Source organism: Bradyrhizobium neotropicale, assembly GCF_001641695.1.
GTDB classification, from domain to species: Bacteria; Pseudomonadota; Alphaproteobacteria; order Rhizobiales; family Xanthobacteraceae; genus Bradyrhizobium; species Bradyrhizobium neotropicale.
Window position 1 is genome coordinate 273,209 of the sequence record NZ_LSEF01000100.1, and the last position, 26,502, is coordinate 299,710.

The following is a 26,502-nucleotide window of genomic DNA, read 5'->3' on the forward strand; positions in this document are numbered from 1 at the left end:
GCCCTTCGCGAGCCCCGGAGCGATGATCCCCATAAATTGGAATTCCCATCATGCGTCGGCAATTCGCTTCGCTCGCCATCACTGTCCTCGCCACTGTGCTGGCGGTGCCGTTTGCCCGCGCCGCGGACCCCGCCGCCATCAAGGAGAAAGCGGCGGTCTGCGCCGGCTGTCATGGCGAGAACGGCATCTCGCAGACCGAGAACATCCCCTCGATCGCCGGCCAGCCCGATCAATTCCTGCAATGGCAGCTCGTGTTCTTCCGCGCCGGCTCGCGCAAGAACGATCAGATGCAGCCGATCGCCGAGGAGATCACCAACGAGGACATCCGCAATCTCGGCGCCTACTATTCCGCGCTGACGCCGCCGAAGGGACCGGAGGACAAGGACCCCGATCTCTCGAAGAAGGGCGCACAGGCGGCCGTCGGCCGGCGCTGCGCCTCATGCCACACCGACACTTACGCCGGCACCAAGGCGGTGGCGCGTCTCGCCGGCCAGCGTGAGGAATATCTCGTGGAAGCGTTGCATGACTACAAGGCCGGTCAGCGCGTAGGTGGCGGCGTCGCCGCGATGGCCGATATCGCCTATTCGCTGAGCGAGGAGGAAATCACCGCGCTCGCGCATTACCTGGCGCATTTGCAGTAGCGGGGAATGCGTAGCAGCAAACTCCACCGTCGTCCCGGACAAGCGAGCCTTAGCGAGCGCAGATCCGGGACCCATAACCACAGGGAGTAGTTTGGCGAAGACTCGTTGTTACCAGCTCGCGCCGCAACCACGTCCTGGAGGCATGGGTCCCGGGCTCGCTTCGCGCCCCGGGACGACAGTGGAGTGTGATGCCCTATCCCGCCCGCTGCTTCTCATACGCCTTCAGATGCGTATAGGCGACGCGCAGCTTCGGCACCGGCACCTTGGCGGCATCGCCGCGCGCGATGAGGTCGCCGATGACGTGATCGGCCTCGACCGGCAGGCCCGCCTTGATGTCGCGGAACATGGACGCCGTCATCGGCGAGCCCTCGGTGGTCAGGTTGCCCTTGACGCGCGCGAAGAACGGCCCGCCCGGAGGGTAGCCTGAGGCGGCAGCGATCTCGCTGGTCTCATCGAGCATGCCGAGCAGAAAATCCTTGCCGCCGGGAGCAGCGAGGATGTTGCCCACGGAGGTCCGCATCAAGCTGGTGGACGCCGCAAGCGTCGAGAGGAACACCCACTTCTCCCACATGTCCTGCATGATGTTCTGGCTGGCGGTGGCACCATTGATGCCGCTCTTGAAGGCCTCGTCGATCGCCTTGACGCGATCCGACAGCTTGCCGTCGCGCTCGCCGTAATTGATCGACTGCATCGGCTGGAGCTGCACCACCTCGCGTTTCTCGTTCAGCGTGGCGGCGATGGCGCAGAGCCCGCCGAGCACGCGTTCGGCGCCGAACTTCTGGTCGAGGATGTCGAGATGCTTCATGCCATTGAGCATCGGGATGATCGCCGTGTTCGGGCCGACCGCCGCCGCAAAGGACTTGAGGGCGTCGTCGAGATCGAACGCCTTGCAGCTCAAGAGCACGACGTCGAACTTGTCCTTGAGCTTGTCCGCCTCGACCCGCGGCGGATCCTTCAGCGTCACGTCGCCGTTCGGGCTCTTGATGATGAGGCCGGCGCTTGCAAGCTCGCTGGCGCGGCGCGGCCGGACCAGGAAAGTTACGTCGCGGCCGGCCTGCAACAGCCTGCCACCAAAATAGCCGCCGATGGCGCCGGCGCCGACCACGAGGATACGCATGGGATGCTCCATTATTGCTATTGGCGGCTATTTATAGTCGTCATTGCGAGCGAAGCGAAGCAATCCAGAATATTGCCGCAATCACATTCTGGTTCGCAGATAGCTTTGCCGGCTTACTTTCCGAGCACCATCTCCTCGACCTCGCGCAATTGCTCCTTGCCGAAGAACATCTCGTTGCCGACGAAGAAGGTCGGCGAGCCGAACGCGCCGCGGGCGACGGCCTCCTCGGTGTTCTTGATCAGCTTCGCCTTCACCTCCGGCTCCTGGGAGCGGGCGAGCAGCTTCTGTGCATCGAGCCCGGATGATGCGAGCGCCTTCATCGCGACCTCGGGATCGTCCATCTTCTTCGGCTCGCGCCACATGTGATGGAAGGCGGCCTCGACATATTTTTCGAACACGCCCTCGAGCTGCGCTGCGATCGCCGCGCGCATCAGGTTCAGCGTGTTGACCGGGAAATGCGGATTCCAGACATAGGGCTGGACATGAAAGCGCTTGACGAAGCGCTCGGTCTCGACCACCTGGAATTCGCGCTTGTTCTTGATGCCGGCGAGCGTCTCGGCCGGCGACTTGTTGTTGGTCGCCTTGAAGATTCCGCCGAGCAGGATCGGCACATACTCGAACTTGACGCCGATCCGCTTTTCGATCGCCGGGATCGCCTCATGGCTGAGATAGGCGTTGGGGCTGCCGAAATCGAACAGGAATTGCGGGGCTGTGCGGGTCAAACTCGTCCTCCCTGACGGCTCTTTTTCGCATTGTGGCGCAGGGCGCGCCACAGGTCCACCGTTTAATGACGGTCATAATATTGTAGCGATCCGGCCTGATCAGATCAGGCGCTCGATCCTGCGCTTTCGCCACACCAGCATGTAGTAGCTCATCTGCAATATCAGCATGGCGCCGAAGGTGATCGGATAGGCGATCCAGATGCCGTCGAGGCCAACGTGCCGGCTCAGGATGAACGCGCTGGGGACCTCGATCGCGGCGATCGCAAAGCTCGAGAGCAGGAGCGGCAGCCAGACCGTGCCGCTGGCGCGCATGGCGCCGGAAAACACGGTCGACATGCCGAACAGGATCGAGCTCCAGAGCACGATGTGCAGCAGGCGCTGCGAGAGCTCGATCACGCCGGCGTCGACGATGAAGAAGCCCATCAGTGTGCGCGAAAATATGTAGCCGAGCGCGACCAGCCCACCCGTCAGCAGCAAATTCATCTCCAGCCCGGTCCGAACGATGCGCCCGATCTGAACCGTCTGGCCGCGACCAATCGCCTGCGCGCTCAGGATCGAGACCGAGATCGCGATCGAGAGCGCCGGAAACTGCGTGTAGCTGAAGACCTGGTTGACAGCGCCATAAGCCGCCGTGGCATCCGCGCCATAACCATTGACCAGGCCGAGCAGCACGAGTTCGGCAATCGACATCACGACCATGCCGAGCGCGGCCGGGATGCCCAGCCGGAGGATCGTCCCGAGCAGCGCGGCATCCGGGCGCATCGCGCGCAGGGCCGCGGCATCAATCGCGAGCGGATGCCCGCGGCGGGCAAGTCGGATGTGTAGCCACATCAGCGTCAGCGCGCTCGAAACCACCGAAGCCCAGGCAGCGCTGGCGACCCCGAGTTGCGGCAGCCCGAACCAGCCGCGGATCAGGGTCGGCGTGACCACGAGCCCGATCGCGGTCGAGATTGCCAGCGCAATCAGTGGCGTCACCGTATCGCCGACGCCGCGCAACATCGAGGTGACGAGAACGAAGGCGAAAGTCAGGGGCATCGCCACCATCATGACCTCTGCATAGGATGCGGCCTCGTCCACGATGCCGGCGGGCGTCGCGAGCATGATCACGAGCGGACGGCTGAACAGTGCGCCGGCGATCGCGATCAGGAACGCGAGAAGCATCGCGACCGTGTAGGTGGTCCCCGCCACGGCGCGCACCCTGTCCGGCTTGCCGCCGCCCCAGGCCTGCCCGATCAGCACGGTTGCGCCGGAGCTCAGGCCCATCACGAAGGCGATGAAGAAGAACATGACCGGAAAGAACACGGACGCCGCGGCGAGCGCGTCGACCCCGATCATCTGGCCGAGATAGGCGCTGTTGATGGTGCCGAACATCGATTGCAGGATGTTGCTCAGCATCATCGGTGCGAGGAAGGCGACGAAATTCTTGCGCAAGCCAGAATCTTTGCGCGAGTCAGCAGCAGGCGACACGGATTGCCTCTTATGCATGAGTGATTGATCGCCGCCACGGTCCGTGGCGGCGTTGGAAGATCGTTGGTCGATCGATTAAGCGCGGTCGCGGTAGGCGAGCTTGACGACGTGGTCGCGGATGTCGGCGGGCCAGTCGGCGATCAGCCCGGTGAAGCGTCGCCGGTCATCCGCAAATAGCGCCCGCGAGGCTTCCTCGAAACGCGCAAAATTACCCGCCATCGTCGACATGAAGTGGTAGGCCGCATCGCGCGCCTGCCGCTCGCGATCCTTGTCGCCACTCGCCCGCCGCGTCTCGTCGACGAGTTTTCGCAGCGCGACCGAGGCGCCGCCGGGCTGGGCGTTGAGCCATTCCCAGTGCCGCGGCAGCAGCGTCACCTCGCGCGCGACCACGCCGAGCCTCGGCCGGCCGCGGCCGCGCGACTCGCTCGGCGGCGTAGCCTCCTCGGCTGACGGCGGCGGAGCAAGCTTCGCCAGCCGCGCCAGCACCTCGTCGTCCCCGCCGCGCAGGTCGAAATCGATCGTCCGCCCGGTCCCGTCGTCGAAGATGATGATCGGCTCGTCCGGCCGCGGCGCCGCGTGCTTGACGGCAAGCGCGACATCGCCCGCCGGGCCCGAGGCCAGCCGGCGCTGGCCGATGAAGGCTGTGAAAGTCCCTAGCATTGGAATCATTGCCATATTGGTCGCAGTCGGAATTTAATACCCGGGTAAATTGGCGGCGTCAATATACCCGGGTGGAAATATCCTTCCGGATAGCTCGACATTGTGTTCCCGGGCTGGCACGAACGCGCGGCCAAGTGACCAAGCCGAGCCCCGGGGACCCTGCGATGCTGACCGTTCATCACCTCAACAATTCACGATCGCAGCGCGTGCTGTGGCTGCTCGAAGAGTTGGGCGTGCCGTATGAGCTCGTGCGCTATCAGCGCCAGCCCGACATGCGCGCGCCGAAGGAGCTGCGCGCCATACATCCGCTCGGCAAGTCGCCTGTCATCACCGACAACGGCAACACCATCGCCGAGTCCGGCGCGATTATCGAATATCTCATCGGCACCTACGGCAACGGCCGGCTGATCCCGCCGCCGAACACGCCGGAGCGGCTGCGCTACACCTATTGGCTGCACTATGCGGAAGGCTCCGCGATGCAGCCACTGCTCCTGAAGCTGCTGTTCACCCTGATGCCCAAACGCGCGCCCGCGCTGCTGCGCCCGCTGGTGCGCAAGGTCTCGAACCAGGCACTCACCGCCCTGGTCAATCCGCAGCTCAAGCAGCACATGGACTATTGGGAAGGCGAACTCGGAAAGAGCGAGTGGTTCGCCGGCAGCGAGTTCACCGCGGCCGACATCCAGATGAGCTTCCCGCTCGAAGCTGCGCAAGCGCGCGGGGGATTGGAGCAGGGCCATCCCAAGGCGATGGCGTTCCTCGACCGCATCCACGCGCGTCCGGCCTACACCCGCGCTTTGGAAAAGGGCGGGCCGTATCAGGTGGGGCGGTAAGCCTCGCTAGTCCGCGTGCAGCACGCGGCCCTTCGTCTCCGGCAGCGCGAATGCGGCGATGAAGAACACCGCATAGGCCACCACCGCGAAGATCGCGATCGCGGTGGCGAGCGACGTTGATGCCGACAGCGCGCCGACCAGAAATGGAAACAGCGCGCCGATGCCGCGGCCGAAATTGTAGCAAAAACCCTGGCCGGAGCCGCGCAGCCGCGTCGGATAGAGCTCGGTCAGGAACGCGCCGACGCCGGAAAAATAGCCCGAGGCGAAGAAGCCGAGCGGGAAACCGAGCACCCAGAGGATCTCGTTGGTGAGCGGCAGCTGGGTGTAGAGCAGCACCACCGCGATGGCGCCGAGCGAGAAGGTCAGGAACAGGTTGCGCCGTCCGATCCGGTCGGCGAGCCAGGCGCCGACGAGATAGCCGATGAAGGAGCCGATGATCAGCGCCGAGAGATAGCCGGTCGAGCCGACAATCGACAGATGCCGCTCCTTGGTCAGGAACTGCGGCACCCAGAAGGTGATCGCGTAGTAACCGCCCTGGCAGCCCGTCACCATCAGCGAGGCCAGGATCGTGGTCTTGAGGATCGGGCCGGAGAAGATCTCCCATAGTGCGGGACGATCGCCGCTGGCGGCCTGCTTGGCGCGCGCCGCGGCCGCGATCTCCGGCTCTGTGACGGAGCGGCGGATGTAGAACACCAGGAGTGCCGGCAGCGCGCCGATCACGAACATCCAGCGCCACGCGGTCTCCGCCGGCATCACGGAGAACAGGATCGCCTGCGACAGCACCGCAAGTCCCCAGCCGACCGCCCAGCCCGATTGCACCGAGCCGACCGCGCGTCCGCGATATTGCGGCCGGATCGCCTCGCCCATCAGCACCGCGCCTGCCGCCCATTCGCCGCCGAACCCGAGGCCCAGCACCGCGCGCGCGATCAGGAGCTGGTCGAAATTCTGCACGACGGCGCAGACCAGCGAGAAGAACGAGAACCAGATGATGGTGATCTGAAGCGTCCTGACCCGGCCGATATGGTCGGAGAGATAGCCGCCGAGCCAACCGCCGATGGCGGATGCCAGCAGCGTCACGGTGCCGGCAAAGCCGGCTGCGCCGGGATCGACCTTCCACAGCGCGATGATGGTGCCGATCACCAGCGGATAGATCATGAAGTCCATGCCGTCGAGCGCCCAGCCCGCAGCGCAAGCCCAGAACGTCCGGCGTTCCGACGGATTCATGTCGCGATAGAAGGCGAGAAGGCTGGTGTCCTCGATCTCGGCGCGTTCGATGCGCTCGGTCGGATCGGCTGTGGTCATGTGCGTTTCCTAAAGGCCGGTTCGTTGGCTGGGTGCGTGCCTGCCACGTGCTCCAGCGCCGACAAACTGCCGCGCCTCGACGCCGATGTCATCCGGCAAATACGTCTAGTCTGCGCTGCACAAAGCGTCGGGATTACTGTCCCGCCGCCTCCGCACCGCGGGTGCGCGGGTCGGGCGCGCCGAACGGACCGTTCGGCGTCACAGCGATCGAGTTGGCCGATGTTTGTCCCATCGGCTCGACGACGAGGTGGCCCATGGCCTTGAGCTTGAACAAGACGTCGTCGGGAAAGCCGCGCTCGACGCGTACCTCGTCCGGCAACCATTGATGATGCAGTCTCGGCGCTGCAACGGCGGCAGCCACATCCATCTTGTAGTCGAGGACGTTGACGACGACCTGGAGCACCGTCGAGATGATACGGCTGCCGCCCGGCGAACCCGTGACCAGCACCGGTCTGGCGTCCTTGAGCACGATGGTCGGCGACATCGACGACAGCGGCCGTTTGCCGGGTCCCGGCAAGTTGGGCTCGAAGCCGACGAGGCCATAGGCGTTGGAGGCGCCGACCGCGGCGGTGAAATCGTCCAGCTCGTTGTTGAGGAGAACGCCGGTGCCGTCGGCGACGAGGCCAACGCCGTAGCTGAAGTTCAGCGTGTAGGTGTTGCTGACGGCATTGCCGTAGGCGTCGACGACGGAGAAATGCGTGGTGTTGCTGCCTTCGTGCGGCGAGGTGGCAGCCGAAGCGAGTTTGCTCGACGGCGTGGCCTCGTCGCTCGAGATGCCGGCGCGCAGCTTGGCGGCGTAGTCCTTTGCGATGAGGGTCTCGATCGGCGCGTTGACGAAGGCGGGATCGCCGAGATAGCGCGCGCGGTCGGCATAGGCACGCTTCATGGCTTCGATCAAGAGATGCAGCGATTGCGGCGAACCCTGTTTCAGATCCGCAAGCTGAAAGCCTTCGAGCATGTTGAGCGCTTCGATCAGCACTACGCCGCCGGATGACGGCAGCGGCATCGAGACGATGTCGTAGCCGCGATAAGTGCCGCGCAACGGCTGGCGGATGATCGCCTGATAAGACCTGAGATCTGCCGATGTCATGATGCCACCGGCGTCGGACACGGCCTTGGCGAGCTTCTCCGCGACCGTGCCTTCATAGAAGCCGCGCGGGCCTTGCGCAGCGACGAGCTTCAGCGTCTCACCAAGATCGCTCTGCACCAGACGGTCGCCTTCGCGCAGCGGCGTGCCGTCGGGCCGCGAAAATATCCTGGCCGTGGACGGCCAGCGCGTGAGTCGCTGGTGCCAGCCCGGCAGCGTGTCAGCAATGTCATTGTCGACGACAAATCCATCGCGCGCGAGCGAAATGGCGGGTTCGACCAGCTGCGAGAGCGTGAACTTGCCCGAGCCGTATTTCTCCAGCGCCAGCGAGAGACCTGCGACGGTGCCGGGGACGCCAATGCCGAGTGCCGAATCGCGCGACTTCGCGGCGTCAGGCTTGCCGTCGGCTCCGAGAAAGATTTGCGGCGTGGTCGCCGCCGGCGCGGCCTCGCGATAGTCGATCGCGATGTCCTCATTGCGCTCGGCCGAATGGATGACCATGAAGCCGCCACCGCCGATATTGCCGGCGCGCGGATAGGTCACGGCCATGGCAAAGCCGGTGGCGACCGCGGCATCGACCGCATTGCCGCCGCGACGCAGGATCTCGGCGCCGACTTGCGCGGACAATTTCTCCTGCGCCACCACCATGCCATGCTCGGCGGCGACGGAATGAACCGCGTCGAGGGGAGGCGGCGTGTAGGCGCGCCGCGCGTCCTGCGCTATGACAGGCGCGAGACCAACTGCGAGAGCGGCAATGGATGCGAGGAATGCCCGCCGCGTCGAAAATAACGACATGATCACAGTTCCGCCGGTCTTCGGGCTAATTCACACGCGTCACTGCAATGCTATACGGTTTGCGCTAAGACAGGCAAAACTGTTCGTGATGGGGACTGGACGATGACGACGATCGCCACGGATGCGCGCATGGCCGGCGCGACGCGGACCTATCCGCCGCGTGCCGCCGTCGTCAGCTGGATCTTCTTCGATTGGGCCGCGCAGCCTTATTTCACGCTGATCACGACCTTCGTGTTCGCGCCCTATTTTGCCACCAGCGTCGCGCCAGATCCTGCCACCGGGCAATCGCTGTGGGGCTTTGCGATGGCAGCAGCTGGCATGGCGATCGCGCTGCTGTCGCCGGTGCTCGGCGCCGTTGCGGATGCTGCGGGCCGCAGAAAGCCGTGGATCGCCGCGTTCGGCACGCTCCTGGTGCTAGCCTCCTCGGCGCTGTGGATCGGCAAGCCCGGCGATCATGCCATCATTCCGCCGCTGCTCACGGCGGTTGCCCTCGCCAGCGTCGGCGCGGAATTCGCCACCGTCTTCAACAATGCGATGATGCCGACCCTGGTGCCGCCGGAGCGGATCGGCCGCCTCTCCGGCACCGGCTGGGCCACGGGCTATGTCGGCGGCATCGTCAGCCTGATCATCGTGCTCGGCTTCCTCGCAGCCAATCCCGAGACCGGGCGCACGCTGCTCGGGTTCACGCCGCTGTTCGGGCTCGATCCCGCCATGCACGAGGGCGACCGCATCACCGGACCCTTGACCGGGCTGTGGTTCATCATCTTCGTGACCCCGATGTTCCTGTTCACGCCGGATTATCCGGCGAAGCGCCCGGTGCGCGCGGCACTGCGCGAGGGTCTGTTGGAGCTGAAGCAATCGCTCGGTTCTCTGCCGAAGCAGAAGTCGCTCGCGGCGTTTCTCCTCGCCAACATGATCTATACCGACGGGCTGGTGTCGCTGTTCGCCTTCGGCGGCATCTATGCGGCCGGCACCTTCGGCTGGCACACGATCCAGATCGGCACCTTCGGCATCATCCTGGCGATTGCCGGCACCTTTGGCGCATGGCTCGGCGGCAAGCTCGACGATTTGCTGGGACCCAAGCGCGTGATTGCCTGCAGCCTGCTGATCCTCCTGCTCGCGGTGGCGGCGATCCTTCTGGTCGACAAGGACAGCGTCCTGTTCGTCAAGGTTGCACCGCCCGAGCCGGGCGGTGCCTTGTTCGCGAGCGCCGCCGAGCGCGCCTATCTCGTGCTGGGCTGTCTCATCGGCGCCGCCGGCGGACCCTTGCAGGCCGCATCGCGTACGCTGCTCATCCATCTCGCGCCGAAGGACCGCATCGCGCAGTATTTTGGACTGTTCGCGCTGACCGGAAAGGTGACGTCCTTCATCGGCCCGCTCCTGATCGGCGTGCTCACCGCCTCGACCGCGAGCCAGAAGGCCGGCATGGCCGTGCTCGTGGTGTTCTTCACCGCGGGATTGGGGCTGTTGATGCGGGTGCGCGATTAGCCGCCTAGCCCGGACGGAGCGAAGCGCAATCCGGGGCCGTCGTTGCGAAGTTGCGAAACCCGGATTTCGCTGCGCTCCATCCGGGCTACGCTAGCTCGTTGAGAGTTAGTGCCTGAAGTGCCGCGTCCCCGTGAACACCATGGCGATGCCGTGCTCGTCGGCGGCCTTGATCACCTCGTCGTCGCGCATGGAGCCGCCGGGCTGCACCACGGCGGTGGCACCGGCCTCGATGCAGGCGAGCATGCCGTCGGCGAAGGGGAAGAACGCATCCGAGGCCACGACCGAGCCCTTGGTGAGCGGCTCGGCGAGCTTCAGCTCGTTCGCTGCATCCTGCGCCTTGCGTGCTGCGATCCGCGCTGAATCCACCCGGCTCATCTGGCCCGCACCGATGCCGACGGTGGCGAGGTCCTTGGCGTAGATGATGGTGTTGGACTTGACGTGCTTTGCCACCCGGAACGCGAATCTGAGATCGCGCATCTCGGCATCCGTGGGCGCACGCTTGGTGACGACCTTGAAGGTCATGTCGTCGACCACCGCATTGTCGCGGCTCTGCACGAGAAGGCCGCCGGCGACCGTCTTGGCGGTGAGGCCTGGCGCGCGCGGATCGGGCAGGCTGCCCGCCAGCAGCAGGCGCAGGTTCTTGCGCGCGCCGATGATGGCGATCGCCTCTTCGCTGGCGTCGGGCGCGATGATCACCTCGGTGAAGATCTTCGTGATCTCGCGCGCGGTGTCGGCATCGAGCGCGCGGTTCATCGCGATGATGCCGCCGAAGGCTGAGGTGGAATCGCAGGCGAGCGCCTTGCGATAGGCGCTGACGAGGTCAGAGCCTTCCGCGACGCCGCAGGGGTTCGCGTGCTTGACGATGACGCAGGCCGCGGTGCGCTTGGCGTCAAACTCGCCGATGCATTCATAGGCCGCATCGGTATCGTTGATGTTGTTGTACGAGAGCTCCTTGCCCTGCAACTGCCGTGCGGTCGACACGCCCGGCCGCTTGTCCGGCGTTGCATAGAACGCCGCGGTCTGGTGCGGATTCTCGCCATAGCGCAGCGACTGGATCAGCTTGCCGCCGAAGGCACGGAAGTCGGGCGCGTCGATTTCGAGCTGCCGGTTGAACCAGTTAGAAATTGCGGCGTCGTAGGCGCCGGTGCGCGCATAAGCCTTTGCGGCCAGACGCCGGCGCAAGGCAAGCGTGGTTGCGCCGTTGTTGGCGGCGAGCTCGTCGAGCACAGCCTTATAATCCTGCGCCTCGACCACGACCGCGACATCGTCATGATTCTTCGCGGCGGCGCGGATCATCGCGGGGCCGCCGATGTCGATGTTCTCGATGCACTCCTCGAAGTTGGCGCCCTTCTCGACGGTCGCCTCGAACGGATAGAGATTGACGACGAGCAGATCGATCGGCGCGATGCCGTGCGTTTTCATCGCCTCGGCATGTTCCTTGTTGTCGCGGATCGCTAGCAGGCCGCCATGCACCTTCGGATGCAGCGTCTTGACGCGACCATCCATCATCTCGGGAAAGCCGGTCAGCTCGGAGACGTCTTTCACCTTGAGGCCGGCCGCGGCGATCGCCTTGGCGGTGCCGCCGGTCGAGATAAGCTCGACGCCATGAGCGGCAAGCGCCTGGGCGAACTCGATCAGGCCGGTCTTGTCGGAAACGGAAAGCAGGGCGCGGGTGACACGGCGGGGACGGTCAGTCTCAGTCATGAGCAAGATCCTCTGTCTAAGGGAGTACCTATGCCCAGGCGCGCGGCAGCTTAGTCCCGCGCTTCCCGATGGTGCTCCATCCAAGGTCGCCAGTCGCGCGAGCGCGTGCTCGTTAGCAGCTTTCGGCGTTCTTCACAACGACCAGATAGGGCTGCGGGCCGCGCGTCTACAGCGGAAGTTCCGGCTCCCGCCGCGCGTTGCGGCGGGCATTGGTGACAGCCGGCGAAGCGGTGGAGCGGACGAAGCTCCAGCGGATCGAGGGCGCCTGCCGGGCATCCTGCCGGATCACGATCTGCGCGGTGCGGCGCGGGCCGTCATTGCCTGCCAGGAACACGCTGTCCTCGAGCTCGACCTTGTCGTCGAGCGCCTCGAAGGTCCAGACGTCGCGGTTCGGCAGCACCAGCATGACGCCGCGGGCATCCGACAGCCGGCTCGCCTTCACAGCCGGATGCAGATGGAAGCGCAGAGCGAAGTCGGCATCGCCGCCCTTGAGGCGTCCGCCCTGCGGCGGCGACAGCGTGTCCTCGCCGTCGATCCGCGCGCCGTCATTGGCGACCATCAGCACGCGGCGATGGATCGCGCCGAACTTGCCGAGATAGCCGTCATGCGAGGTCGTGAGCAGCGTGCCGTTCTGCACGATCTCGCGGTAGCTCTCGACCTCGACGGGGCCGCTGACGACCAGCGCGCCGTGCAGCAGCCGCTTCATCGCCGACATTTCGACGAACTGGCACGACGAGGTGTCGTGATAGGTCAGCGTCGAGTGCGCGGCGGTGCCGCGGGCAAACGGCCGCCAGTTGTCACGGCCGGTGGTTGGCATGCCGCAATTGGTGACGATGCGGCTGATGCCCGAGGACAATTCGAACGACAGGCAGCCGGCATGGGCGTCGTGGCTGACATTGGCCGGCGGCGGCGGGCCGGTGTCGATGATCAGCGTGGTCTGGCCGGCGTCGAGGCGCTGGAAGCCGGTATGCGGCATGTTCGCCATCGGCGCGCCGTGGGTGTCGTCATAGGCGAGCAGCGTGGCGAGCAGGTCCGAAGGCGTCGCGCTCATGCCGTTGAACAGCGCGAAATTGCCGTCGCCGTGCCGGAAGAAGCGCAGCATCGGCATCATCCGGTCGATCGCGTTGAGCAGGGCCGGTGGCGGCGCGATGTTGCGCGCGGCAAAGGTCTGCCGCAGCGGCAACAGGTCGATCAGCAGCTCGATCAGCGCGCCGGGATTGCGGGAGATGTGTCCGCCGTCGGGCAGGATCTGCCGCTGCAATTCATCGGAGAGTTTTTTCGAGGCGCTGCGGATGTGGCGCGCCTGGTTGGCAAGGCAGAGCGTGGTATAGCACAGCGCGATCAGCACCTGGAGCTTCGGCACCCCGTCCGGAATGTCGACCATGGTGAAGCGTAGAAAACGGATTTCGCGCGCCAGCGCCCGCAGATAGCGGCGGTAGAATTTGTTGTCGGTGTCGTTGAGCACCAGCGGCGCCTGCGACAGCAGCGAGATCACGCGCCGCGCCAGCACGTCGGCGCGGCGGGCGACCGGACGGCGCTTGTTGGCGGGGTTGGAGATCCAGTCCTCGACCAGCGCGCGCGCATTCGCTCGCGTCAGCGCGGTGTCGGCGGCGCGCAGGTGGCGCAACCAGCCGAAGCCGAGCAGGGCAACCTCCCAGTCTTCCGACGGTGGCTCGAGATCGAAGATCGAGCGGCCATGGCAGTTGACGATCTTGCCGGCAAAGACGAAGCGCCCGGCATAGATCTCGGCGGCGCGCGTGGCGTCCGCCGTGCGCAGATCGTGGGGCGCGATAATCAGCCGGTCGCTCCGGCCCGGCCAGACCCGCGACAAGGCGACGGAGCCGCCGCTCGCGCGCGCAAGCATGTTCCGCGCAAAGCGGTTCATGACCAGCGTCGAGATACGTCTGCGTTGAGCGACCGACACGCCTTGCCTTGAAGGGGGAGAGGGATTCCGACGAATCCTTATTAATCCCAAAATCGGACGGCCGACACCACCTTGAAAGGGTGCGAATCAGCGTTGGCGAAACGAAATCCGGTGCAAAATCAGGATTTAACGAGTCGGGCGGCGAAAAATCCGTCCAGCCCGCCGAGCCTCGGGTCGGTGTGCGGCAGGTGACTGGGCAGGGTGCGCAGGTCGCCCTCGGGCGTGATGATCTCGCTGAGGCCGGCGACCTCGGACGCGGCGATCGGCACGCGCCGAAGCGCGGGCTCGGAGCCAAGGAGCGAGGCGATGGCCTGCTCGCCCTCTTCCGGTTCCAGCGAACAGGTGCAGTAGACCAGCATTCCGCCCGGCTTCAACAGCGAGACGGATTTGCGCAGCAGCCGCTGCTGGAGCGCGGTCAGTGCCGCGATGTCCGTCTCCTGCCGGAGCCACGCCACATCCGGGTGACGGCGAATCGTGCCAGTCGAGGTGCAGGGCGCGTCGATCAGGATGCCGTCGAAGCCATCCGCAGGGCCGGCCCATTCGACGGCGTCAGCGACGACAGTCTCGGCCTGGAGCGACAGTCGCCCCAGGTTTTCGCGCAGGCGCGCCACGCGGGCGGGCGAGCGGTCGATCGCCGTGACTTGTGCGCCGGCCTGCGCCAATTGCGCGGTCTTGCCGCCGGGAGCGGCGCAGAGATCGGCGATGGACTTGCCGGCGATGTCGCCGAACAGGCGGGCCGGCAGCGCGGCGGCAGCGTCCTGCACCCACCATTGGCCCTCGGCGAAGCCGGGCAGCATCGTCACCGAACCATGCAGCAGCGTGCGCACCGTTCCGGTCGGCAGCACCTCGCCATGCAGGCGGCTCGCCCATTGCGCAGCTTCCGCTTTCACGGTCAGGTCGAGCGAGGGCTCGTGGCCGAGCGCGAGCGCCATGTCGCGTGCGGTGGCCTCGCCATAATGCGCAGTCCAGCGCGCCAGCAGCCATGGCGGCAAGTCGAGCGATTGCGTAGCGACTTCGTCCACCAGCGCCTTGCCCTCGCGTGCGCAGCGCCGCAGCACGGCGTTGACGAGGCCGGCATAGCGCGCCGCGCGCCGGTCGGACTGCACCAGCCGGACCGAGAGATCGACCGCGGCGTGATCAGGCACGTCCATCCAGAGGATCTGCGCTGCGCCGATCAGGAGGGCACTCTGCGCGCGCGGTGCGTCGGATGGAATGCCCTTGTCGAGCAGGCGCGACAGCACATGGCCGAGCGTGCCGAGCCGGCGCAGGATCGTCGCGACCAGACGCCGCATGAGCGCGCGGTCGCGATCGGCGAGCGTCTTCAGCCCGGGATGGGCGCCGCCACCGTCGAGCTGGTCATCGAGCGTGCGGTGCTTGTGCAGCACGCCGTCGACGATGTCGGCGGCGATCCGCCGTGCCGCAAGACCAGGCACTTCGGGCGGAGGGGCGAAACGTTGAGATGGCATGCGGAGGTAAGGTTCTGAGCGAGCGGCAGTTCCGCCATAATGGGCGCATGCCTTAACAAGCTCATCTGTGGCATGCGAATATGCCAAATGTAAGAATCTTCCCTGGTGTTTTCAGCCCGTCACGACCATTTCAGCAATGCGTTATTGGGCGTCGCGCGCGCCACCGTCCTGCGCTAGGAAGCCAGACGATGACTGATCAGCCCTCCGTTTCCGACCGCAAGCCGCTGTCGCCGGCCGCGCAGCGCGCGCTGGCCGAAGCCGAAGCGCGCCGGCAGGCCGCCGCGGCTCATGCCAAGGCTGCTGCCAAGGCTGCGCCAAAGGAACTACAGGGTCCGAAAGGACCCGAGCCGACTCGCTACGGTGACTGGGAGCGCAAGGGCATCGCCTCGGACTTCTGAGGCTCTGGTTTTTCAGGTTCTCTTGCAGGCCTGGCCGACTCAGCCATAGCGTGCGTGGATGTCGCGCTTCGACCCAGGCAATTCATTTCGACCGCAGTTCAGCGGTTCGCCATTCGGTCGTCGTTTCTCCGGACTGCTGCCGTGGATGTTCGTGGTCGTTGTCGTGACGGCGGTGGTGCTCACCTTTCGGCACGGGACGAACTGGCCGCTACCGCATGCGGCCGATGAGCGGGCGCAGGATGCAGAGATCATCCTGCAGAGCGGCAGTCCCGACGCGCGCCAGCCTGTCGATGTCATCCGCACCATCGACGGCGACACCTTTCTGGCGCGCGTGCATCAGCGCGACGGGCGTGGGCTCGTCGCGCGGGTTCGCCTGCGCGGCATCGATGCGCCCGAAATGAAAGCGTCCTGTCAGGAAGAGCTGGACAAGGCTGAAGCCGCCACTGACGCGCTGCGCAGCCTGCTCGGCCAGGGCAGCGTGACGATCTACAATCTCGGGCCCGAGAAATACGGCCGCATTCTCGCCGACGTCGCGACCAGACACACTGCCAATGTCTCGGCCGCACTGCTCGCGGGCGGTTATGCGCGCAGCTACAATGGCGGCCATCGCGACGGCTGGTGCGCGCGAGGCTGGCGCTTCTGGCAATGAAAAAGCCGCGTCGAAACGCGGCTCTCGCAATTCTGTTCTGAGCTAAGGCGTCAGCGTGTCACGACCACCGTCGTGCCGACGGAAACGCGGCCGTAGAGATCCGTGATGTCGTCGTTGAGCATGCGGATGCAGCCGTAGGAGACGAAGCCGCCGACCGAGCCCGGCACGTTGGTGCCGTGGATCGCATATTCGCCGCCGGACAGCGTCATCGCCGCAACGCCCATCGGATTGCGCGGCGAGCCACCCGGGATCACGTCGGGAAGCTGCGGCTTGTCGCGCTTCACCTCGGCGGGCGGCGACCAGGCTGGATTGCGGTACTTGCCCTCGATGTGGGTGGTGCCGGCCCACTGCTTACCGGATTTGCCGACGCCGACCGGGTAGCGCACGGCGTGGCCGTCATCGAGAATGAGATAGAGCCTGCGCTCGTTAGTTCTGACCACGATTGTGCCCGGCGAATATTCGCCTGCATGCAGCCCAACTATTTCCGGCCGCGCCTCGGCCGCCGTCGACATCAAGACCCCTGCCCCGATGGTGGCAGCTAGCGCCACAGCAATCCTCATCGACATCAATGCTTCCCCCTGTACCGAACGGGTCGTCCAAATCTACGCAAAACCGGCAATCGTCGCCTCACCCACATAAACTTAACCGCGCTTGTTAACCGGATGGTTTCCGTGCGCCGCCACAGCAGGCCAATCGGCAGGGGGAACAACGGAAATGTTCGAAATAAAGTAAATGACTAGAAAACAACACTCGGCGGGAAAGGGACCGCCGCGCCCGGCGTGTGTCCTGACAAGTGCGTGAGGGTGTGTACCGCTGTCATTCCGGGTCGCGCGATGGCGCGCCCGGAACGACAGGGGATGGCTTACGCCGACTTGCGGTTCTGCCGGTTCTTGACGAGGTCGTCGACGACGGCAGGATCGGCCAGCGTCGAGGTGTCACCCAGGCTGCCCGGCTCGTCCTCGGCGATCTTGCGCAGGATGCGGCGCATGATCTTGCCCGAACGGGTCTTGGGCAGGCTGGGGGCGAACTGGATCTGGTCGGGCGAGGCGATCGGGCCGATCTCCTTGCGCACCCAGGTCACGAGCTCTTTCCGCAGATCCTCGCTCGGCTCGATGCCGGCCATCAGGGTGACATAGGCGTAGATGCCCTGGCCCTTGATGTCGTGCGGGAAGCCGACGACCGCGGCCTCCGACACCTTCTCATGCGCCACCAATGCGCTCTCGACCTCGGCGGTGCCCATGCGGTGACCACTGACATTGATGACGTCGTCGACGCGGCCGGTGATCCAGTAATAGCCGTCGGCGTCGCGCCGGCAGCCGTCGCCGGTGAAATACTTGCCCTTGTAGGTCGAGAAATAGGTCTGCTCGAAGCGGGCGTGGTCGCCATAGACCGTGCGCATCATGCCCGGCCATGACCGGGTGAGGCAGAGGTTGCCGGTGGTCTCGCCGTCCAGCACCTTGCCGTCGGCATCGACGATCTCCGGCACCACGCCGAAGAACGGCAGCGTCGCCGAGCCCGGCTTCAGCTTGGTCGCGCCAGGCAGCGGCGTGATCAGGATGCCGCCGGTCTCGGTCTGCCACCAGGTGTCGACGATCGGGCAGCGATCGTCGCCGACGACGCGGTGATACCACTCCCACGCTTCCGGATTGATGGGCTCGCCGACCGAGCCGAGCAGGCGCAGCGAGGCGCGCGAGGTCTTCTTCACCGGCTCGTCGCCGCCCTGCATCAGGGCGCGGATCGCGGTCGGCGCGGTGTAGAACGTGTTGACCTTGTGCTTGTCGATGACATTCCAGAACCTGGAATTGTCGGGATAGTTCGGCACGCCTTCGAACATCAGCGTGGTCGCGCCGTTCGCCAGCGGCCCGTAGAGAATATAGCTGTGGCCAGTGACCCAGCCGACGTCGGCGGTGCACCAGTAGACGTCACCGTCGTGATAGTCGAAGACGTATTGATGCGTCATCGCGGCATAGACGAGATAGCCGGCAGACGTGTGCAGCACGCCCTTGGGCGTTCCGGTCGACCCTGACGTATAGAGGATGAACAGCGGATCCTCGGCATGCATGTGCTCGGCCGGGCACTCCGTCGTCACCATCTTGGCGGCGTCGTGGTACCAGAGGTCGCGCGACGGATTCATCTCGACCTTGCCGCCGGTGCGTTTGACGACAATGACCCAGTCGACGCCTTCGGCCTTGGTGAGCGCCGCGTCGACATTGGCCTTGAGCGGCACCTTCTTGCCGCCGCGCAGGCCTTCATCGGCGGTGATGATGACCTTGGATTGGCAGTCGTTGATGCGCTGGGCGAGTGAGTCCGGCGAGAAGCCGGCGAACACCACGGAGTGGATGGCGCCGATCCGCGCGCAGGCCAGCATCGCGTAGGCCGCTTCTGGAATCATCGGCAGGTAGATGGTGACGCGGTCGCCCTTCTTGACATTGCGGGTGCGCAGGATGTTGGCCATCCGGCAGACCTCGTCGTGCAGCTCCTTGTAGGTGATGTGCCGGGACTGCGAGGGGTCGTCGCCCTCCCAGATGATCGCGGTTTGATTTGCACGCTTGTGAAGATGCCGGTCGATGCAGTTCCAGGCGACGTTGAGGACGCCGTCCTCGAACCATTTGATCGAGACGTTGCCGGGGGCGAACGAGACGTTCTCGATCCTGGTCGGCGCCTTCATCCAGTCGATGCGCTTGGCCTGTTCCGCCCAGAAAGCGTTCGGGTCCGAGATCGAGCGGGCGTACATCTCCTTGTACTTGGCCTGGTCGACCCAGGCGCGCTTCGCCCACTCCGCAGGAACGTCGTAGATCTTCTCGGACATGCTTCCCTCCACATGCGGCCAGCCGAACACGAGCGACGGACAAGCCGACCTGATCGTTGCGCTGATTATGCGTCGGGCTAGCGGTGCCCGACAAGGAGCACAAGCTGGACCTTCGGTGGGCGGACGGCCATGCGGCGGATCAAGACGGTCCGCCTGACTGTCGCAGGACCGAAACAGGTCGCCGGCAGCCCTTCGACCTTTTTACCCAAATCGACAGAACCGGCTCCCGCAGGGACCCCATGCGCGCCATGGCGGTATTTAGCAACCGTTCCTCACTGATTCGGGACTCGCAATGCCGTTCGGAACACCCTAAATGGCCTCCCCGGGGTCAAGAGAAACCCTTCGGAACAAAAATCAGAGCAGCGGCATTGACCGACAACAGGCAGGGTTAAGGCATAAGACTATGACGGATCAGCAGAATTTCGGGACGATGCGGCCCGCTTCAGCCGATCCTGCAGCCGTTGCGCTGGCCAAGGCCCTCGGACAATGGCCAAAACCGCCCGCTCCCGGGCGTCTGAGCCCGAAAAAGACCTTCGATACGGCACGTGCGCCTTCGGTCGAGGCGCTCGCCAAGGGCCTGGGCCTGCGGCTCGGCGACCAGAACGAGCTGACGATCCGGCGCATCAAGCGCGGCAAGGGCTACTCCTTCGTCCGCCCGAACGGCGCGCATATCCGCGACGCCCGCACCATTCGCCGGCTGCACGCCATGGCGGTGCCGCCGGCCTATCGCGAGGTGCGCTACTCGGCCGACCCGAGCTCGCATCTTCAGGCGGTGGGACGCGATGCCGCGGGCCGGCTGCAATATCGCTATCACGCCGACTGGGAAAAGGTCCGCGAGCACCGCAAGGCGCATCGCCTGGAAAAGCTCGTCGGCGCGTTGCCAAAAATCCGGCGCAAGGTCTCGATGTTCCTGTCGGGCGACGAGCCGACGCGCGAATTCGCGCTCTCGGCCGTGATCGAGCTGATCGCCCGCACCGCGATCCGTCCGGGCAATGAATCCTATGCCCGCCTCAACGGAACGCGCGGCGCCACCACGCTGCTCAAGTCCAACGTCACCCTGGAAGACGACAGTTTCGTCCTGACCTTCAAGGCAAAGGGCGGCAAGGCGGTGCGGAAAGAATGCGACGCGGCCAAGCTGGTGCGCGCCGTCGGCATTTTGCGCGGCGTCCCGGGCAAGCGCATGTTCCAGTACCGCGATGCCTACGGCATCGTGCGCGCGGTCAATACCACGCAGGTGAACGCGTTCCTGCGCGAGATCGCCGGCATCAAGATCTCGCTGAAGGACTTTCGCACGCTGATGGCATCGGCGGTGGTCGTGGAATCGCTGTCGCGGATCACGCCGGCGACCAGCCAGCGCGGTCGCAAGAAGCAGGTGCTGGAAGCGATCCGTGCCGCAGCCGATAAGCTTTCCAACACGCCGGCGATCTGCCGGCGGAGCTATGTGCACGACACCATCGTCACCGCCTTCGAGGACGGCATCCTCGAGCGGTTCGCCGCGACCATGAAAGGCCAGCGTTCGCAGGCCAGGCGCGAGCAGCTTCTGGCGCAGGTGGTGGCGACCGCAGCGGTGTAGCGTCGTGCTGCCGTCGGGTGGGCAAAGGCGCGAAGCGCTGTGCCCACCATCCCGCTCCGAATCGAGGCACGAATGGCGGGCACGCTACGCTTTGCCCACCCTACGGTTGCAACTACGACTTCGTTGACGCGCCCATGTCCGGACCAGGATCGCTGCCCGCAGCGGCGACCGTGAGCCGGCCCAGATAATGCGCCCAACCCTTGTTGTGGGCGGCCGCCTGTTCCGCGGACGGCAGGCCGCTATGGGTCATGCGCAAGAGCGTGCCGCCATCGCGCTCGATCAAATCGATTTCGACCAAACTCGAGCCGGGCGGCACTTCCTGGCCGCCCTCCCAGCCGAACGTGTAGGCCAGCCGATGCACCGGCACGACTTCGCGAAATGCCCCGCGGGCCACGCCGTCGCGCGGGCCGATGCCTTTGAGCAGGTAGACCCCACCCGGATGCGGTTCCATCGTCGCGTCGGATCCCATCCAGCTCAGGATTTTGTCGGGGTCGGTCAGGTAGGCGAAAACGGTGGCACGCGGGGCCGCGATCTGGGTTTCGCGTCGCAGTATGAACGGCTCGGTCATCGGCGATCTTCCCTGGGCTGACACTGGCACATGGCGGCGGCAAAGCGGCTCGTCAAGGATTGCCCGTGACAAAGATGCTCAGCCTTCGCCATCATCGGCCCATGCAACTCGCCCCCACCCTCGCCTGGCTCGTTGACGCCGCCTCGGATAGCCTAGGTGCCGACCGCCTGCTTGCGGAACTCGGCGCGCATCTGGTCGCCGACGGCGTGCCGCTCACAGCCGGCGCCCTGACGCTGGAGGTGCCGCATCCCCTGATCGCGCGACGAACCTGGTTGTGGCGCGCGAAGGGTGGCGAGGTTATCGAGGCGCTCGGCTTCGCACCGACCGGACTTGCACCCGACCCGCCCGGCGATGCCGGTCGGCGCTGGCTTGCGGAACTGGCCTCCGGCGCGGTGCATGAGGATACGGTGGGCGAGGCGCAAAATGCGCCCCTGCTGGCGTGGGCCGGCGCGCGTCCGTTCGCGCCGCAGGAGGTCGATGCCCTGCGCCAGGCAGCGCGTTTTGCGGCGGCGCCGCTCGCAACGCTCGCCGCGCGCGCGACACTGACCGCGTCGCTGGAGGCCTATCTTGGCCGTCGCAGCGCGGCGCGGGTGCTGTCGGCGCCGCTGCGTCGCGACGTCGGCGAGACCATTCAGGCGGCGCTGCTCTATGCGGATTTGCGCGATTTCACCGCGCTCTCGGAAACCGCTTCTCCTGGTGTCGTCATCGCGTCGCTCGACGCCTGGTTCGACCGCATCGCCGGCGCGGTTCACGCCTTCGGCGGCGAGGTGCTGAAATTCATCGGCGACGGCATGCTCGCGATCTTTCCGGTGACGGGCGCAGCGCGCCGCGGCGCATGCGATGCTGCGCTGAAGGCGGCATCCGCCACACGGGCCGGGATGGCGCATCTGAACGAAGAGCGGCGCAGCCAGAACCTGCCGCCGCTGTCGTTCGGTCTGGCCTTGCATCTCGGCGAGATGCTGTGGGGCAACATCGGCGCCGCCAATCGTCTTGATTTCACTGCGATCGGACCGGCGGTCAATCTGGTGAGCCGGCTCGAGGGATTGTGCAAGCCGCTTCGCGAGACCGTGCTGGTATCTGGCGCGCTCGCGGCGGAAACCGACCTCCCGCTGGTTCCGCTCGGCGAGCATCCGCTGCGCGGGATCGCATCGCCATGCAAGGTGTTCGCCCTGCCGGAGACGTGAGCGCGTCTTCCGCGCCAACCCGTCCAAAAAATTTCTTCCGGATACCGATGAATTCCCGCCCCTCCGCCGGTCTTACCCGATGAGACCGGCCATTGCGGCCGGCGCCAGGGAGAGTTGAGATGCGGAAGCTGATTACGGCCTTCAAGGTGTCCGTCGACGGCAAGGTGGAGGCAGCGCAGGACATGGCCGACTGGGCCGAGGCCTGGTCGGACGATTACGGCCTGACGGATGAGATCGACGCCTGCGTGCTCGGGGGCAAAATGTATCCCGGCTATGAGCGGTACTGGACGGGGATCCAGACCGAGCCGGACAAGCCGGCCTGGATCACCGGCACTGCTCCGACGCCGGGCGAGCTCGCATGGGCCCGCTTCGCCGCAAAAACCCCGCATTACGTCCTCTCCACCACGGTGACGTCCGTGGCCTGGCCGAACACGCGCATCCTGCGCAAGCGCGACGACATCGCTGCGCTCAAGCAAGAGGCCGGCAAGGACATCTATCTGATGGGTGGCGCGCAGATTGCCGCAAGCTTCATCGATGCCGGCCTCGTCGATGAGATCAGGCTGATCGTCTATCCGCTGATCGCAGGTCCAGGCAAAGGACTGTTCGCGCTGACCGAGCAGCGCCGCGAGCTGGAGCTTTGCAAGGTCCAGCAGCTTCCGGGCGGCAAGCTCGGCCTCACCTATGGTCTCGCGTGATGGAGGGCGCCATGCATTCATTGGCAGGCAAGAGGGTGACGGTGATCGGCGCCAGCCGCGGCGTCGGACGGACAATCGCGGAAGTCGCGCACGATCAGGGCGCCCAGGTGCTCGCGGTGGCGCGGCAGGAGCGCATGCTCAGGCAGCTCGCCGAACAGGTCTCCGGCATCAGCATTCTTCCACTCGATGCAACGGACGAGGACGCACCGGCACGCGCGTTCGGCGTCCACAAGCCGGATGTCCTGGTTCTGTGCGCCGGAGCGCTTCCGCCGGCGGCGCCGTTCTACGAGCAGAACTGGCACGAGTTCGCGATCAACTGGGAGACCGATGTCAGAATCGCGTTTCACTTCTGCAAGGCGGCGCTGTGCTGGCCGCTCGCGCCTGGTACGTCGGTGATCGTCATCTCCTCCGGCGCGGCGCTCGCGGGCTCGCCGAATTCAGGCGGCTATGCCGGCGCAAAGCGCACGCAGCTCTTCATCGCGAATTACGCGCAGAAGGAATCCGATCGCCTCGGCCTCGGGCTGCATTTCTCTGCGCTCGCGCCGCGCATGATGCCCGACACCGATCTCGGCAGGCATGCGGTTGCCGGCTATGCCCGCTATCTCGGCATCACCCCTGCGGACTTTATCGGTGGCATGGCCTCTGCGCCCGGACCGTCTCATGTCGCAAACGGCGTCATCGAGCTCGTGACCCAGCCGGACCGTGCCAAGGGCAACGCGTTCATCGTGACCGGCAAGGGTCTCGAAGCTACGTCCTGAAGCAGCGGGCCTTGAACAAAAGCGTTGGAGGTCTAATCTCAATGACCATGACCGCGGCTGAGACATCGCAGCAAGTGCCGCTGCCGGAGCGCACGAGCGCGGCGTTCGAACGCCTCGCCGAACCGTTCCGGCGCGAGCTCAGGCTGCACTGCTATCGCATGCTGGGCTCGCTGCACGAGGCCGAGGATCTCGTGCAGGAAACCTACCTTCGTGCCTGGCGCAGTTTCGACAGCTTTGAAGGCAGTGGAACGTTTCGATCCTGGCTCTACCGGATCGCGACCAATGCCTGCCTCAACGCGCTCGAAAGCCGCAAGATCGCGCAACGCGTGTTGCCGGATCGGCAAGGTCCGGCCGCCTCAGGGATGCCGGAGAGCGGTCCTGCGACCGAAATCGCGTGGCTCGAGCCCTATCCGGACTCGCAGCTCGACGGTATCGCCGACGATCGGCCAAATCCGGAAGCGCGCTATGTGTCGCGTGAGGCTGTCCAGCTTGCTTTCGTCGCGACCATCCAGCAATTGCCGCCGCGCCAGCGTGCGGTGCTTCTGCTCTGCGACGTGCTCGGCTGGGCCGCGACCGAAGCGGCCACCTTGCTCGGCGGCTCCACAGCTTCGATCAACAGCGCGTTGCAACGCGCGCGCGAGACGCTGGCGAAGCGGTATCCCGACGGCCGGCCGCAAGTCGCGGCGAGGCCGGATACCGCCCAGCAAGAACTTCTCAGCCGCTATCTCAGCGCCTGGGAAGGTCACGATCTCGATGGCTTCGTTGCGCTCTTGAAGGAGGATGCGACCTTCACCATGCCGCCGTGGCTGCAATGGTATGCGGGACGCGAGGCGATCCGTTCCTTCTTCGCGATTGCGTGGCAGAGCTGTCGCGGCATGCGTCTCGTTCCGACCGCTGCGAACGGCCAGCCGGCCTTCGCCGTCTATGCTCGCACCGAGGCCGACCCGCGCCTCGCCGCCAACGCGATCCACGTGCTCACGCTGGAGGGCGAGCGGATTTCGACGGTGACGATGTTCTTGGAGCCGCGGATGTTCGCCGAGTTCGGGCTGCCGCTGGTGTTGGAAGAGGATGGGACGCCGACGCCGTAGGGTGGGTTGGCCGACCACAGATGCGGTCGTTCAACGAGCGAATGCGGAAGGCGTAACCCACCATCCCGCGGGTGAGAGGAGCGGTGGGTTACGCTGCGCTAACCCACCCTACCATTCGAGGCTGCTTATACCCCGCCCATCTTGCAGACGAGCTTCCACTCCTCGGAAGTCACCGGCTGCACCGACAGGCGCGAATATTTCACCAGCGCCATGTCGGCGAGCTTCTTCTCGGCCTTGACCGCGGCCATCGTCACCGGCGTCTGCAAGGGCTTGTCGGCCTTGATGTCGACGCAGACGAACTTGCCGGTCTTGTCGGTCGGATCGGGATAGGCCTCCTTGATGATCTCGGCGATGCCAACGATCTCCTTGCCCTCGTTGGAATGATAGAAGAATGCCTTGTCGCCCTTCTTCATGTTCACGAGATTCTGTCGCGCGGTGAAGTTGCGCACGCCGGTCCAGGCTTCACCCTTGGCGCCCTTGGCCACCTGCTGGTCCCAGGACCACACCGACGGTTCGGATTTCACCAGCCAGTACGCCATGTTCATTCCTCTGCCTTGAAGGGGCGCGTCAAAAGTCCCGATATCGCGGCGTCGATCGTGCTCCTGCCGCTCAGGATCGCCGCGACGGCTTCTGATACCGGCATCTCGATGTTTTGCGAAGATGCGAGTTCGATCAGGACCGGTGCGGTGAACTCGCCCTCGGCGAGCTTGCCGGCAGGCGGCTGCTCGCCCCGTCCGAGCGCGAGGCCGAGCGCGAAATTGCGCGACTGCAGGCTCGAACAGGTCAGAATCAGATCGCCGAGGCCGGAAAGGCCAACGAGCGTTTCGCTGCGCGCGCCGAGCGCGCGGCCGAAGCGGGCGAGCTCGGCGAAGCCGCGGGTCGTCAGCGCAGCCTGGGCGGAGGCGCCGAGCTTGCGCCCGACCGCGATGCCAACCGCGATCGCCAAGACGTTCTTGGCTGCGCCGCCGATCTCGACGCCGCGAACATCGGTCGAATGATAGGGCCGGAACGTCGGCGAGCCCAGCGCCTGAACCAGCGCGCTCGCCAAGGCCTCATCCTTCGCCGCCAGCGTCACCGCCGTCGGCAGGCCGCGCGCGACATCATCGGCGAAGCTCGGGCCCGACAGGATCGCCGGCTGCGCGTGCGGCGCCGCCTCCGCGATCACGTCGGTCATGAATTTGCGCGTGCCATGCTCGATGCCCTTGGCGCAGGCGACGATGGGCGTCGGTTTCGTCAGATGTGCGGCCAGCATGTTGACTGCGCCGCGCAAGTGCTGCGCCGGGGTTGCGATCAGCAACATGTCGGCGCGGGCCGCCAGGGCCAGCTCGCTCGTGACGACGATCTCAGCAGCGACCTGCACGCCGGGCAGCCGCGGATTTTCGCGGGTCGACGCGATCCGTGCCGCGTGCTCGGCGTTGCGCGCGCACAGCGTCACGGCGCGCCCGGCGCGTGCCGCTACTGTCGCAAGCGCCGTGCCCCAGGCGCCCGCGCCGATCATCGCAACGGATTGGAATACGGTCATTGCGCGCTCTCTCCACTCCCTCTCCCCGCTTGCGGGGAGAGGGTTGGGGTGAGGG

Annotated in this window: 24 protein-coding genes and 1 riboswitch; of the genes, 10 read left to right on the forward strand and 14 right to left on the reverse strand. The window is 65.6% G+C overall.

Annotated features, from left to right (window positions below; genetic code table 11):
* The first annotated feature begins 50 nt into the window (after nucleotides 1–50).
* Nucleotides 51–641 carry a c-type cytochrome gene (locus AXW67_RS34760; protein WP_063681535.1) on the forward strand — a complete coding sequence of 197 codons (591 nt, stop codon included), beginning with the start codon at nucleotides 51–53 and terminating at the stop codon, nucleotides 639–641.
* A gap of 193 nt (nucleotides 642–834) precedes the next feature.
* Here the strand turns inward: AXW67_RS34760 and panE are convergent, their stop codons facing one another.
* The 4 genes from panE to AXW67_RS34780 all read right to left on the reverse strand — a co-directional run bounded on the left by panE (nucleotide 835) and on the right by AXW67_RS34780 (nucleotide 4,622).
* Entirely contained in the window at nucleotides 835–1,758 is a 924-nt protein-coding gene (gene panE, locus AXW67_RS34765) for a 2-dehydropantoate 2-reductase (protein ID WP_063681569.1), read from the reverse strand.
* A 113-nt stretch (nucleotides 1,759–1,871) separates the two neighbouring features.
* Complete coding sequence (locus AXW67_RS34770; RefSeq protein ID WP_063681536.1) at nucleotides 1,872–2,480, reverse strand: 2-hydroxychromene-2-carboxylate isomerase; 609 nt, start codon at nucleotides 2,478–2,480, stop codon at nucleotides 1,872–1,874.
* Between the two features lie 99 nt (nucleotides 2,481–2,579).
* A complete protein-coding gene (locus tag AXW67_RS34775) occupies nucleotides 2,580–3,878 on the reverse strand; it encodes an MATE family efflux transporter (RefSeq protein ID WP_063681570.1) in 1,299 nt (432 codons plus the stop codon).
* Nucleotides 3,879–4,022: 144 nt separating this feature from the next.
* Nucleotides 4,023–4,622: a DUF2239 family protein gene (locus tag AXW67_RS34780; RefSeq protein ID WP_145928066.1), complete on the reverse strand. Its 600-nt coding sequence runs from the start codon at nucleotides 4,620–4,622 to the stop codon at nucleotides 4,023–4,025.
* Nucleotides 4,623–4,771: 149 nt separating this feature from the next.
* Here AXW67_RS34780 and AXW67_RS34785 point away from each other — a divergent pair, with 149 nt between their 5' ends.
* A complete protein-coding gene (locus AXW67_RS34785) occupies nucleotides 4,772–5,437 on the forward strand; it encodes a glutathione S-transferase family protein (protein WP_063681537.1) in 666 nt (221 codons plus the stop codon).
* A gap of 6 nt (nucleotides 5,438–5,443) precedes the next feature.
* Here the strand turns inward: AXW67_RS34785 and AXW67_RS34790 are convergent, their stop codons facing one another.
* Both AXW67_RS34790 and ggt read right to left on the reverse strand, forming a co-directional pair.
* Nucleotides 5,444–6,739 carry an MFS transporter gene (locus AXW67_RS34790; RefSeq protein ID WP_063681538.1) on the reverse strand — a complete coding sequence of 432 codons (1,296 nt, stop codon included), beginning with the start codon at nucleotides 6,737–6,739 and terminating at the stop codon, nucleotides 5,444–5,446.
* Between the two features lie 133 nt (nucleotides 6,740–6,872).
* A complete protein-coding gene (ggt, locus tag AXW67_RS34795; RefSeq protein WP_063681539.1) occupies nucleotides 6,873–8,621 on the reverse strand; it encodes a gamma-glutamyltransferase in 1,749 nt (582 codons plus the stop codon).
* Nucleotides 8,622–8,723: 102 nt separating this feature from the next.
* On the opposite strand from ggt, the gene AXW67_RS34800 reads away from it, so the two are divergent.
* Nucleotides 8,724–10,109, forward strand: coding sequence for an MFS transporter (locus tag AXW67_RS34800; RefSeq protein WP_027553994.1), 1,386 nt, complete (start codon nucleotides 8,724–8,726; stop codon nucleotides 10,107–10,109).
* A gap of 105 nt (nucleotides 10,110–10,214) precedes the next feature.
* Here the strand turns inward: AXW67_RS34800 and purH are convergent, their stop codons facing one another.
* The 3 genes from purH to AXW67_RS34815 all read right to left on the reverse strand — a co-directional run bounded on the left by purH (nucleotide 10,215) and on the right by AXW67_RS34815 (nucleotide 15,203).
* Nucleotides 10,215–11,813 (reverse strand): bifunctional phosphoribosylaminoimidazolecarboxamide formyltransferase/IMP cyclohydrolase, encoded by a 1,599-nt coding sequence (gene purH / locus AXW67_RS34805; RefSeq protein WP_063681540.1) that lies wholly within the window; start codon nucleotides 11,811–11,813, stop codon nucleotides 10,215–10,217.
* Between the two features lie 25 nt (nucleotides 11,814–11,838).
* Nucleotides 11,839–11,920, reverse strand: a riboswitch (ZMP/ZTP riboswitch).
* Nucleotides 11,921–11,979: 59 nt separating this feature from the next.
* Nucleotides 11,980–13,698 carry a heparinase II/III family protein gene (locus AXW67_RS34810; protein WP_063681572.1) on the reverse strand — a complete coding sequence of 573 codons (1,719 nt, stop codon included), beginning with the start codon at nucleotides 13,696–13,698 and terminating at the stop codon, nucleotides 11,980–11,982.
* A 158-nt stretch (nucleotides 13,699–13,856) separates the two neighbouring features.
* Nucleotides 13,857–15,203: an RsmB/NOP family class I SAM-dependent RNA methyltransferase gene (locus tag AXW67_RS34815; protein WP_063681541.1), complete on the reverse strand. Its 1,347-nt coding sequence runs from the start codon at nucleotides 15,201–15,203 to the stop codon at nucleotides 13,857–13,859.
* 188 nt (nucleotides 15,204–15,391) lie between these two features.
* Between AXW67_RS34815 and AXW67_RS34820 the strand changes: the two genes are divergently transcribed.
* A complete protein-coding gene (locus AXW67_RS34820; RefSeq protein ID WP_063681542.1) occupies nucleotides 15,392–15,601 on the forward strand; it encodes a DUF1674 domain-containing protein in 210 nt (69 codons plus the stop codon).
* Between the two features lie 58 nt (nucleotides 15,602–15,659).
* Nucleotides 15,660–16,250, forward strand: a complete 591-nt coding sequence (locus AXW67_RS34825; protein ID WP_063681543.1) for a thermonuclease family protein — start codon at nucleotides 15,660–15,662, stop codon at nucleotides 16,248–16,250.
* Between the two features lie 50 nt (nucleotides 16,251–16,300).
* On the opposite strand, the gene AXW67_RS34830 is transcribed toward AXW67_RS34825, so the two are convergent.
* The gene (locus AXW67_RS34830; protein WP_063681544.1) at nucleotides 16,301–16,816 is read right to left on the reverse strand and encodes a L,D-transpeptidase; all 516 of its coding nucleotides are present in this window, start codon (nucleotides 16,814–16,816) and stop codon (nucleotides 16,301–16,303) included.
* 296 nt (nucleotides 16,817–17,112) lie between these two features.
* A complete protein-coding gene (gene acs / locus AXW67_RS34835; protein ID WP_063681573.1) occupies nucleotides 17,113–19,059 on the reverse strand; it encodes an acetate--CoA ligase in 1,947 nt (648 codons plus the stop codon).
* Between the two features lie 403 nt (nucleotides 19,060–19,462).
* Here acs and AXW67_RS34840 point away from each other — a divergent pair, with 403 nt between their 5' ends.
* Nucleotides 19,463–20,632, forward strand: coding sequence for a DNA topoisomerase IB (locus tag AXW67_RS34840; RefSeq protein WP_063681545.1), 1,170 nt, complete (start codon nucleotides 19,463–19,465; stop codon nucleotides 20,630–20,632).
* A 112-nt stretch (nucleotides 20,633–20,744) separates the two neighbouring features.
* Here AXW67_RS34840 and AXW67_RS34845 read toward each other — a convergent pair whose 3' ends face one another.
* Complete coding sequence (locus AXW67_RS34845) at nucleotides 20,745–21,200, reverse strand: SRPBCC family protein (protein ID WP_027553985.1); 456 nt, start codon at nucleotides 21,198–21,200, stop codon at nucleotides 20,745–20,747.
* Between the two features lie 101 nt (nucleotides 21,201–21,301).
* On the opposite strand from AXW67_RS34845, the gene AXW67_RS34850 reads away from it, so the two are divergent.
* The 4 genes from AXW67_RS34850 to AXW67_RS34865 all read left to right on the forward strand — a co-directional run bounded on the left by AXW67_RS34850 (nucleotide 21,302) and on the right by AXW67_RS34865 (nucleotide 24,925).
* On the forward strand, nucleotides 21,302–22,384 hold the full coding sequence (locus tag AXW67_RS34850) for an adenylate/guanylate cyclase domain-containing protein (protein WP_063681574.1): 1,083 nt from the start codon (nucleotides 21,302–21,304) through the stop codon (nucleotides 22,382–22,384).
* A 119-nt stretch (nucleotides 22,385–22,503) separates the two neighbouring features.
* Nucleotides 22,504–23,079, forward strand: coding sequence for a dihydrofolate reductase family protein (locus AXW67_RS34855; protein ID WP_063681546.1), 576 nt, complete (start codon nucleotides 22,504–22,506; stop codon nucleotides 23,077–23,079).
* Between the two features lie 11 nt (nucleotides 23,080–23,090).
* Nucleotides 23,091–23,837, forward strand: a complete 747-nt coding sequence (locus tag AXW67_RS34860; protein ID WP_063681575.1) for an SDR family NAD(P)-dependent oxidoreductase — start codon at nucleotides 23,091–23,093, stop codon at nucleotides 23,835–23,837.
* 41 nt (nucleotides 23,838–23,878) lie between these two features.
* Complete coding sequence (locus tag AXW67_RS34865) at nucleotides 23,879–24,925, forward strand: sigma-70 family RNA polymerase sigma factor (protein ID WP_245315813.1); 1,047 nt, start codon at nucleotides 23,879–23,881, stop codon at nucleotides 24,923–24,925.
* Nucleotides 24,926–25,050: 125 nt separating this feature from the next.
* Here AXW67_RS34865 and AXW67_RS34870 read toward each other — a convergent pair whose 3' ends face one another.
* Both AXW67_RS34870 and AXW67_RS34875 read right to left on the reverse strand, forming a co-directional pair.
* Nucleotides 25,051–25,464 (reverse strand): EVE domain-containing protein, encoded by a 414-nt coding sequence (locus AXW67_RS34870; RefSeq protein ID WP_063681547.1) that lies wholly within the window; start codon nucleotides 25,462–25,464, stop codon nucleotides 25,051–25,053.
* A 2-nt stretch (nucleotides 25,465–25,466) separates the two neighbouring features.
* Nucleotides 25,467–26,447 carry an NAD(P)H-dependent glycerol-3-phosphate dehydrogenase gene (locus AXW67_RS34875; RefSeq protein ID WP_063681548.1) on the reverse strand — a complete coding sequence of 327 codons (981 nt, stop codon included), beginning with the start codon at nucleotides 26,445–26,447 and terminating at the stop codon, nucleotides 25,467–25,469.
* Nucleotides 26,448–26,502: the final 55 nt, after the last annotated feature.

What these genes read in the sequence shown, in the direction of transcription:
- AXW67_RS34840 (WP_063681545.1), top strand. Translation starts at nt 19,463, where the DNA reads ATGACGGATCAGCAGAATTTCGGGACGATGCGGCCCGCTTCAGCCGAT.
- AXW67_RS34780 (WP_145928066.1), bottom strand. Translation starts at nt 4,622, where the DNA reads ATGGCAATGATTCCAATGCTAGGGACTTTCACAGCCTTCATCGGCCAG.
- acs (WP_063681573.1), bottom strand. Translation starts at nt 19,059, where the DNA reads ATGTCCGAGAAGATCTACGACGTTCCTGCGGAGTGGGCGAAGCGCGCC.
- AXW67_RS34825 (WP_063681543.1), top strand. Translation starts at nt 15,660, where the DNA reads ATGTCGCGCTTCGACCCAGGCAATTCATTTCGACCGCAGTTCAGCGGT.
- AXW67_RS34830 (WP_063681544.1), bottom strand. Translation starts at nt 16,816, where the DNA reads ATGTCGATGAGGATTGCTGTGGCGCTAGCTGCCACCATCGGGGCAGGG.
- purH (WP_063681540.1), bottom strand. Translation starts at nt 11,813, where the DNA reads ATGACTGAGACTGACCGTCCCCGCCGTGTCACCCGCGCCCTGCTTTCC.
- AXW67_RS34785 (WP_063681537.1), top strand. Translation starts at nt 4,772, where the DNA reads ATGCTGACCGTTCATCACCTCAACAATTCACGATCGCAGCGCGTGCTG.
- AXW67_RS34760 (WP_063681535.1), top strand. Translation starts at nt 51, where the DNA reads ATGCGTCGGCAATTCGCTTCGCTCGCCATCACTGTCCTCGCCACTGTG.
- AXW67_RS34820 (WP_063681542.1), top strand. Translation starts at nt 15,392, where the DNA reads ATGACTGATCAGCCCTCCGTTTCCGACCGCAAGCCGCTGTCGCCGGCC.
- AXW67_RS34775 (WP_063681570.1), bottom strand. Translation starts at nt 3,878, where the DNA reads ATGATGCTGAGCAACATCCTGCAATCGATGTTCGGCACCATCAACAGC.
- AXW67_RS34870 (WP_063681547.1), bottom strand. Translation starts at nt 25,464, where the DNA reads ATGGCGTACTGGCTGGTGAAATCCGAACCGTCGGTGTGGTCCTGGGAC.
- AXW67_RS34845 (WP_027553985.1), bottom strand. Translation starts at nt 21,200, where the DNA reads ATGACCGAGCCGTTCATACTGCGACGCGAAACCCAGATCGCGGCCCCG.
- AXW67_RS34860 (WP_063681575.1), top strand. Translation starts at nt 23,091, where the DNA reads ATGCATTCATTGGCAGGCAAGAGGGTGACGGTGATCGGCGCCAGCCGC.
- ggt (WP_063681539.1), bottom strand. Translation starts at nt 8,621, where the DNA reads ATGTCGTTATTTTCGACGCGGCGGGCATTCCTCGCATCCATTGCCGCT.
- AXW67_RS34855 (WP_063681546.1), top strand. Translation starts at nt 22,504, where the DNA reads ATGCGGAAGCTGATTACGGCCTTCAAGGTGTCCGTCGACGGCAAGGTG.
- AXW67_RS34815 (WP_063681541.1), bottom strand. Translation starts at nt 15,203, where the DNA reads ATGCCATCTCAACGTTTCGCCCCTCCGCCCGAAGTGCCTGGTCTTGCG.
- panE (WP_063681569.1), bottom strand. Translation starts at nt 1,758, where the DNA reads ATGCGTATCCTCGTGGTCGGCGCCGGCGCCATCGGCGGCTATTTTGGT.
- AXW67_RS34790 (WP_063681538.1), bottom strand. Translation starts at nt 6,739, where the DNA reads ATGACCACAGCCGATCCGACCGAGCGCATCGAACGCGCCGAGATCGAG.
- AXW67_RS34810 (WP_063681572.1), bottom strand. Translation starts at nt 13,698, where the DNA reads ATGAACCGCTTTGCGCGGAACATGCTTGCGCGCGCGAGCGGCGGCTCC.
- AXW67_RS34865 (WP_245315813.1), top strand. Translation starts at nt 23,879, where the DNA reads ATGACCATGACCGCGGCTGAGACATCGCAGCAAGTGCCGCTGCCGGAG.
- AXW67_RS34800 (WP_027553994.1), top strand. Translation starts at nt 8,724, where the DNA reads ATGACGACGATCGCCACGGATGCGCGCATGGCCGGCGCGACGCGGACC.
- AXW67_RS34850 (WP_063681574.1), top strand. Translation starts at nt 21,302, where the DNA reads ATGCAACTCGCCCCCACCCTCGCCTGGCTCGTTGACGCCGCCTCGGAT.
- AXW67_RS34875 (WP_063681548.1), bottom strand. Translation starts at nt 26,447, where the DNA reads ATGACCGTATTCCAATCCGTTGCGATGATCGGCGCGGGCGCCTGGGGC.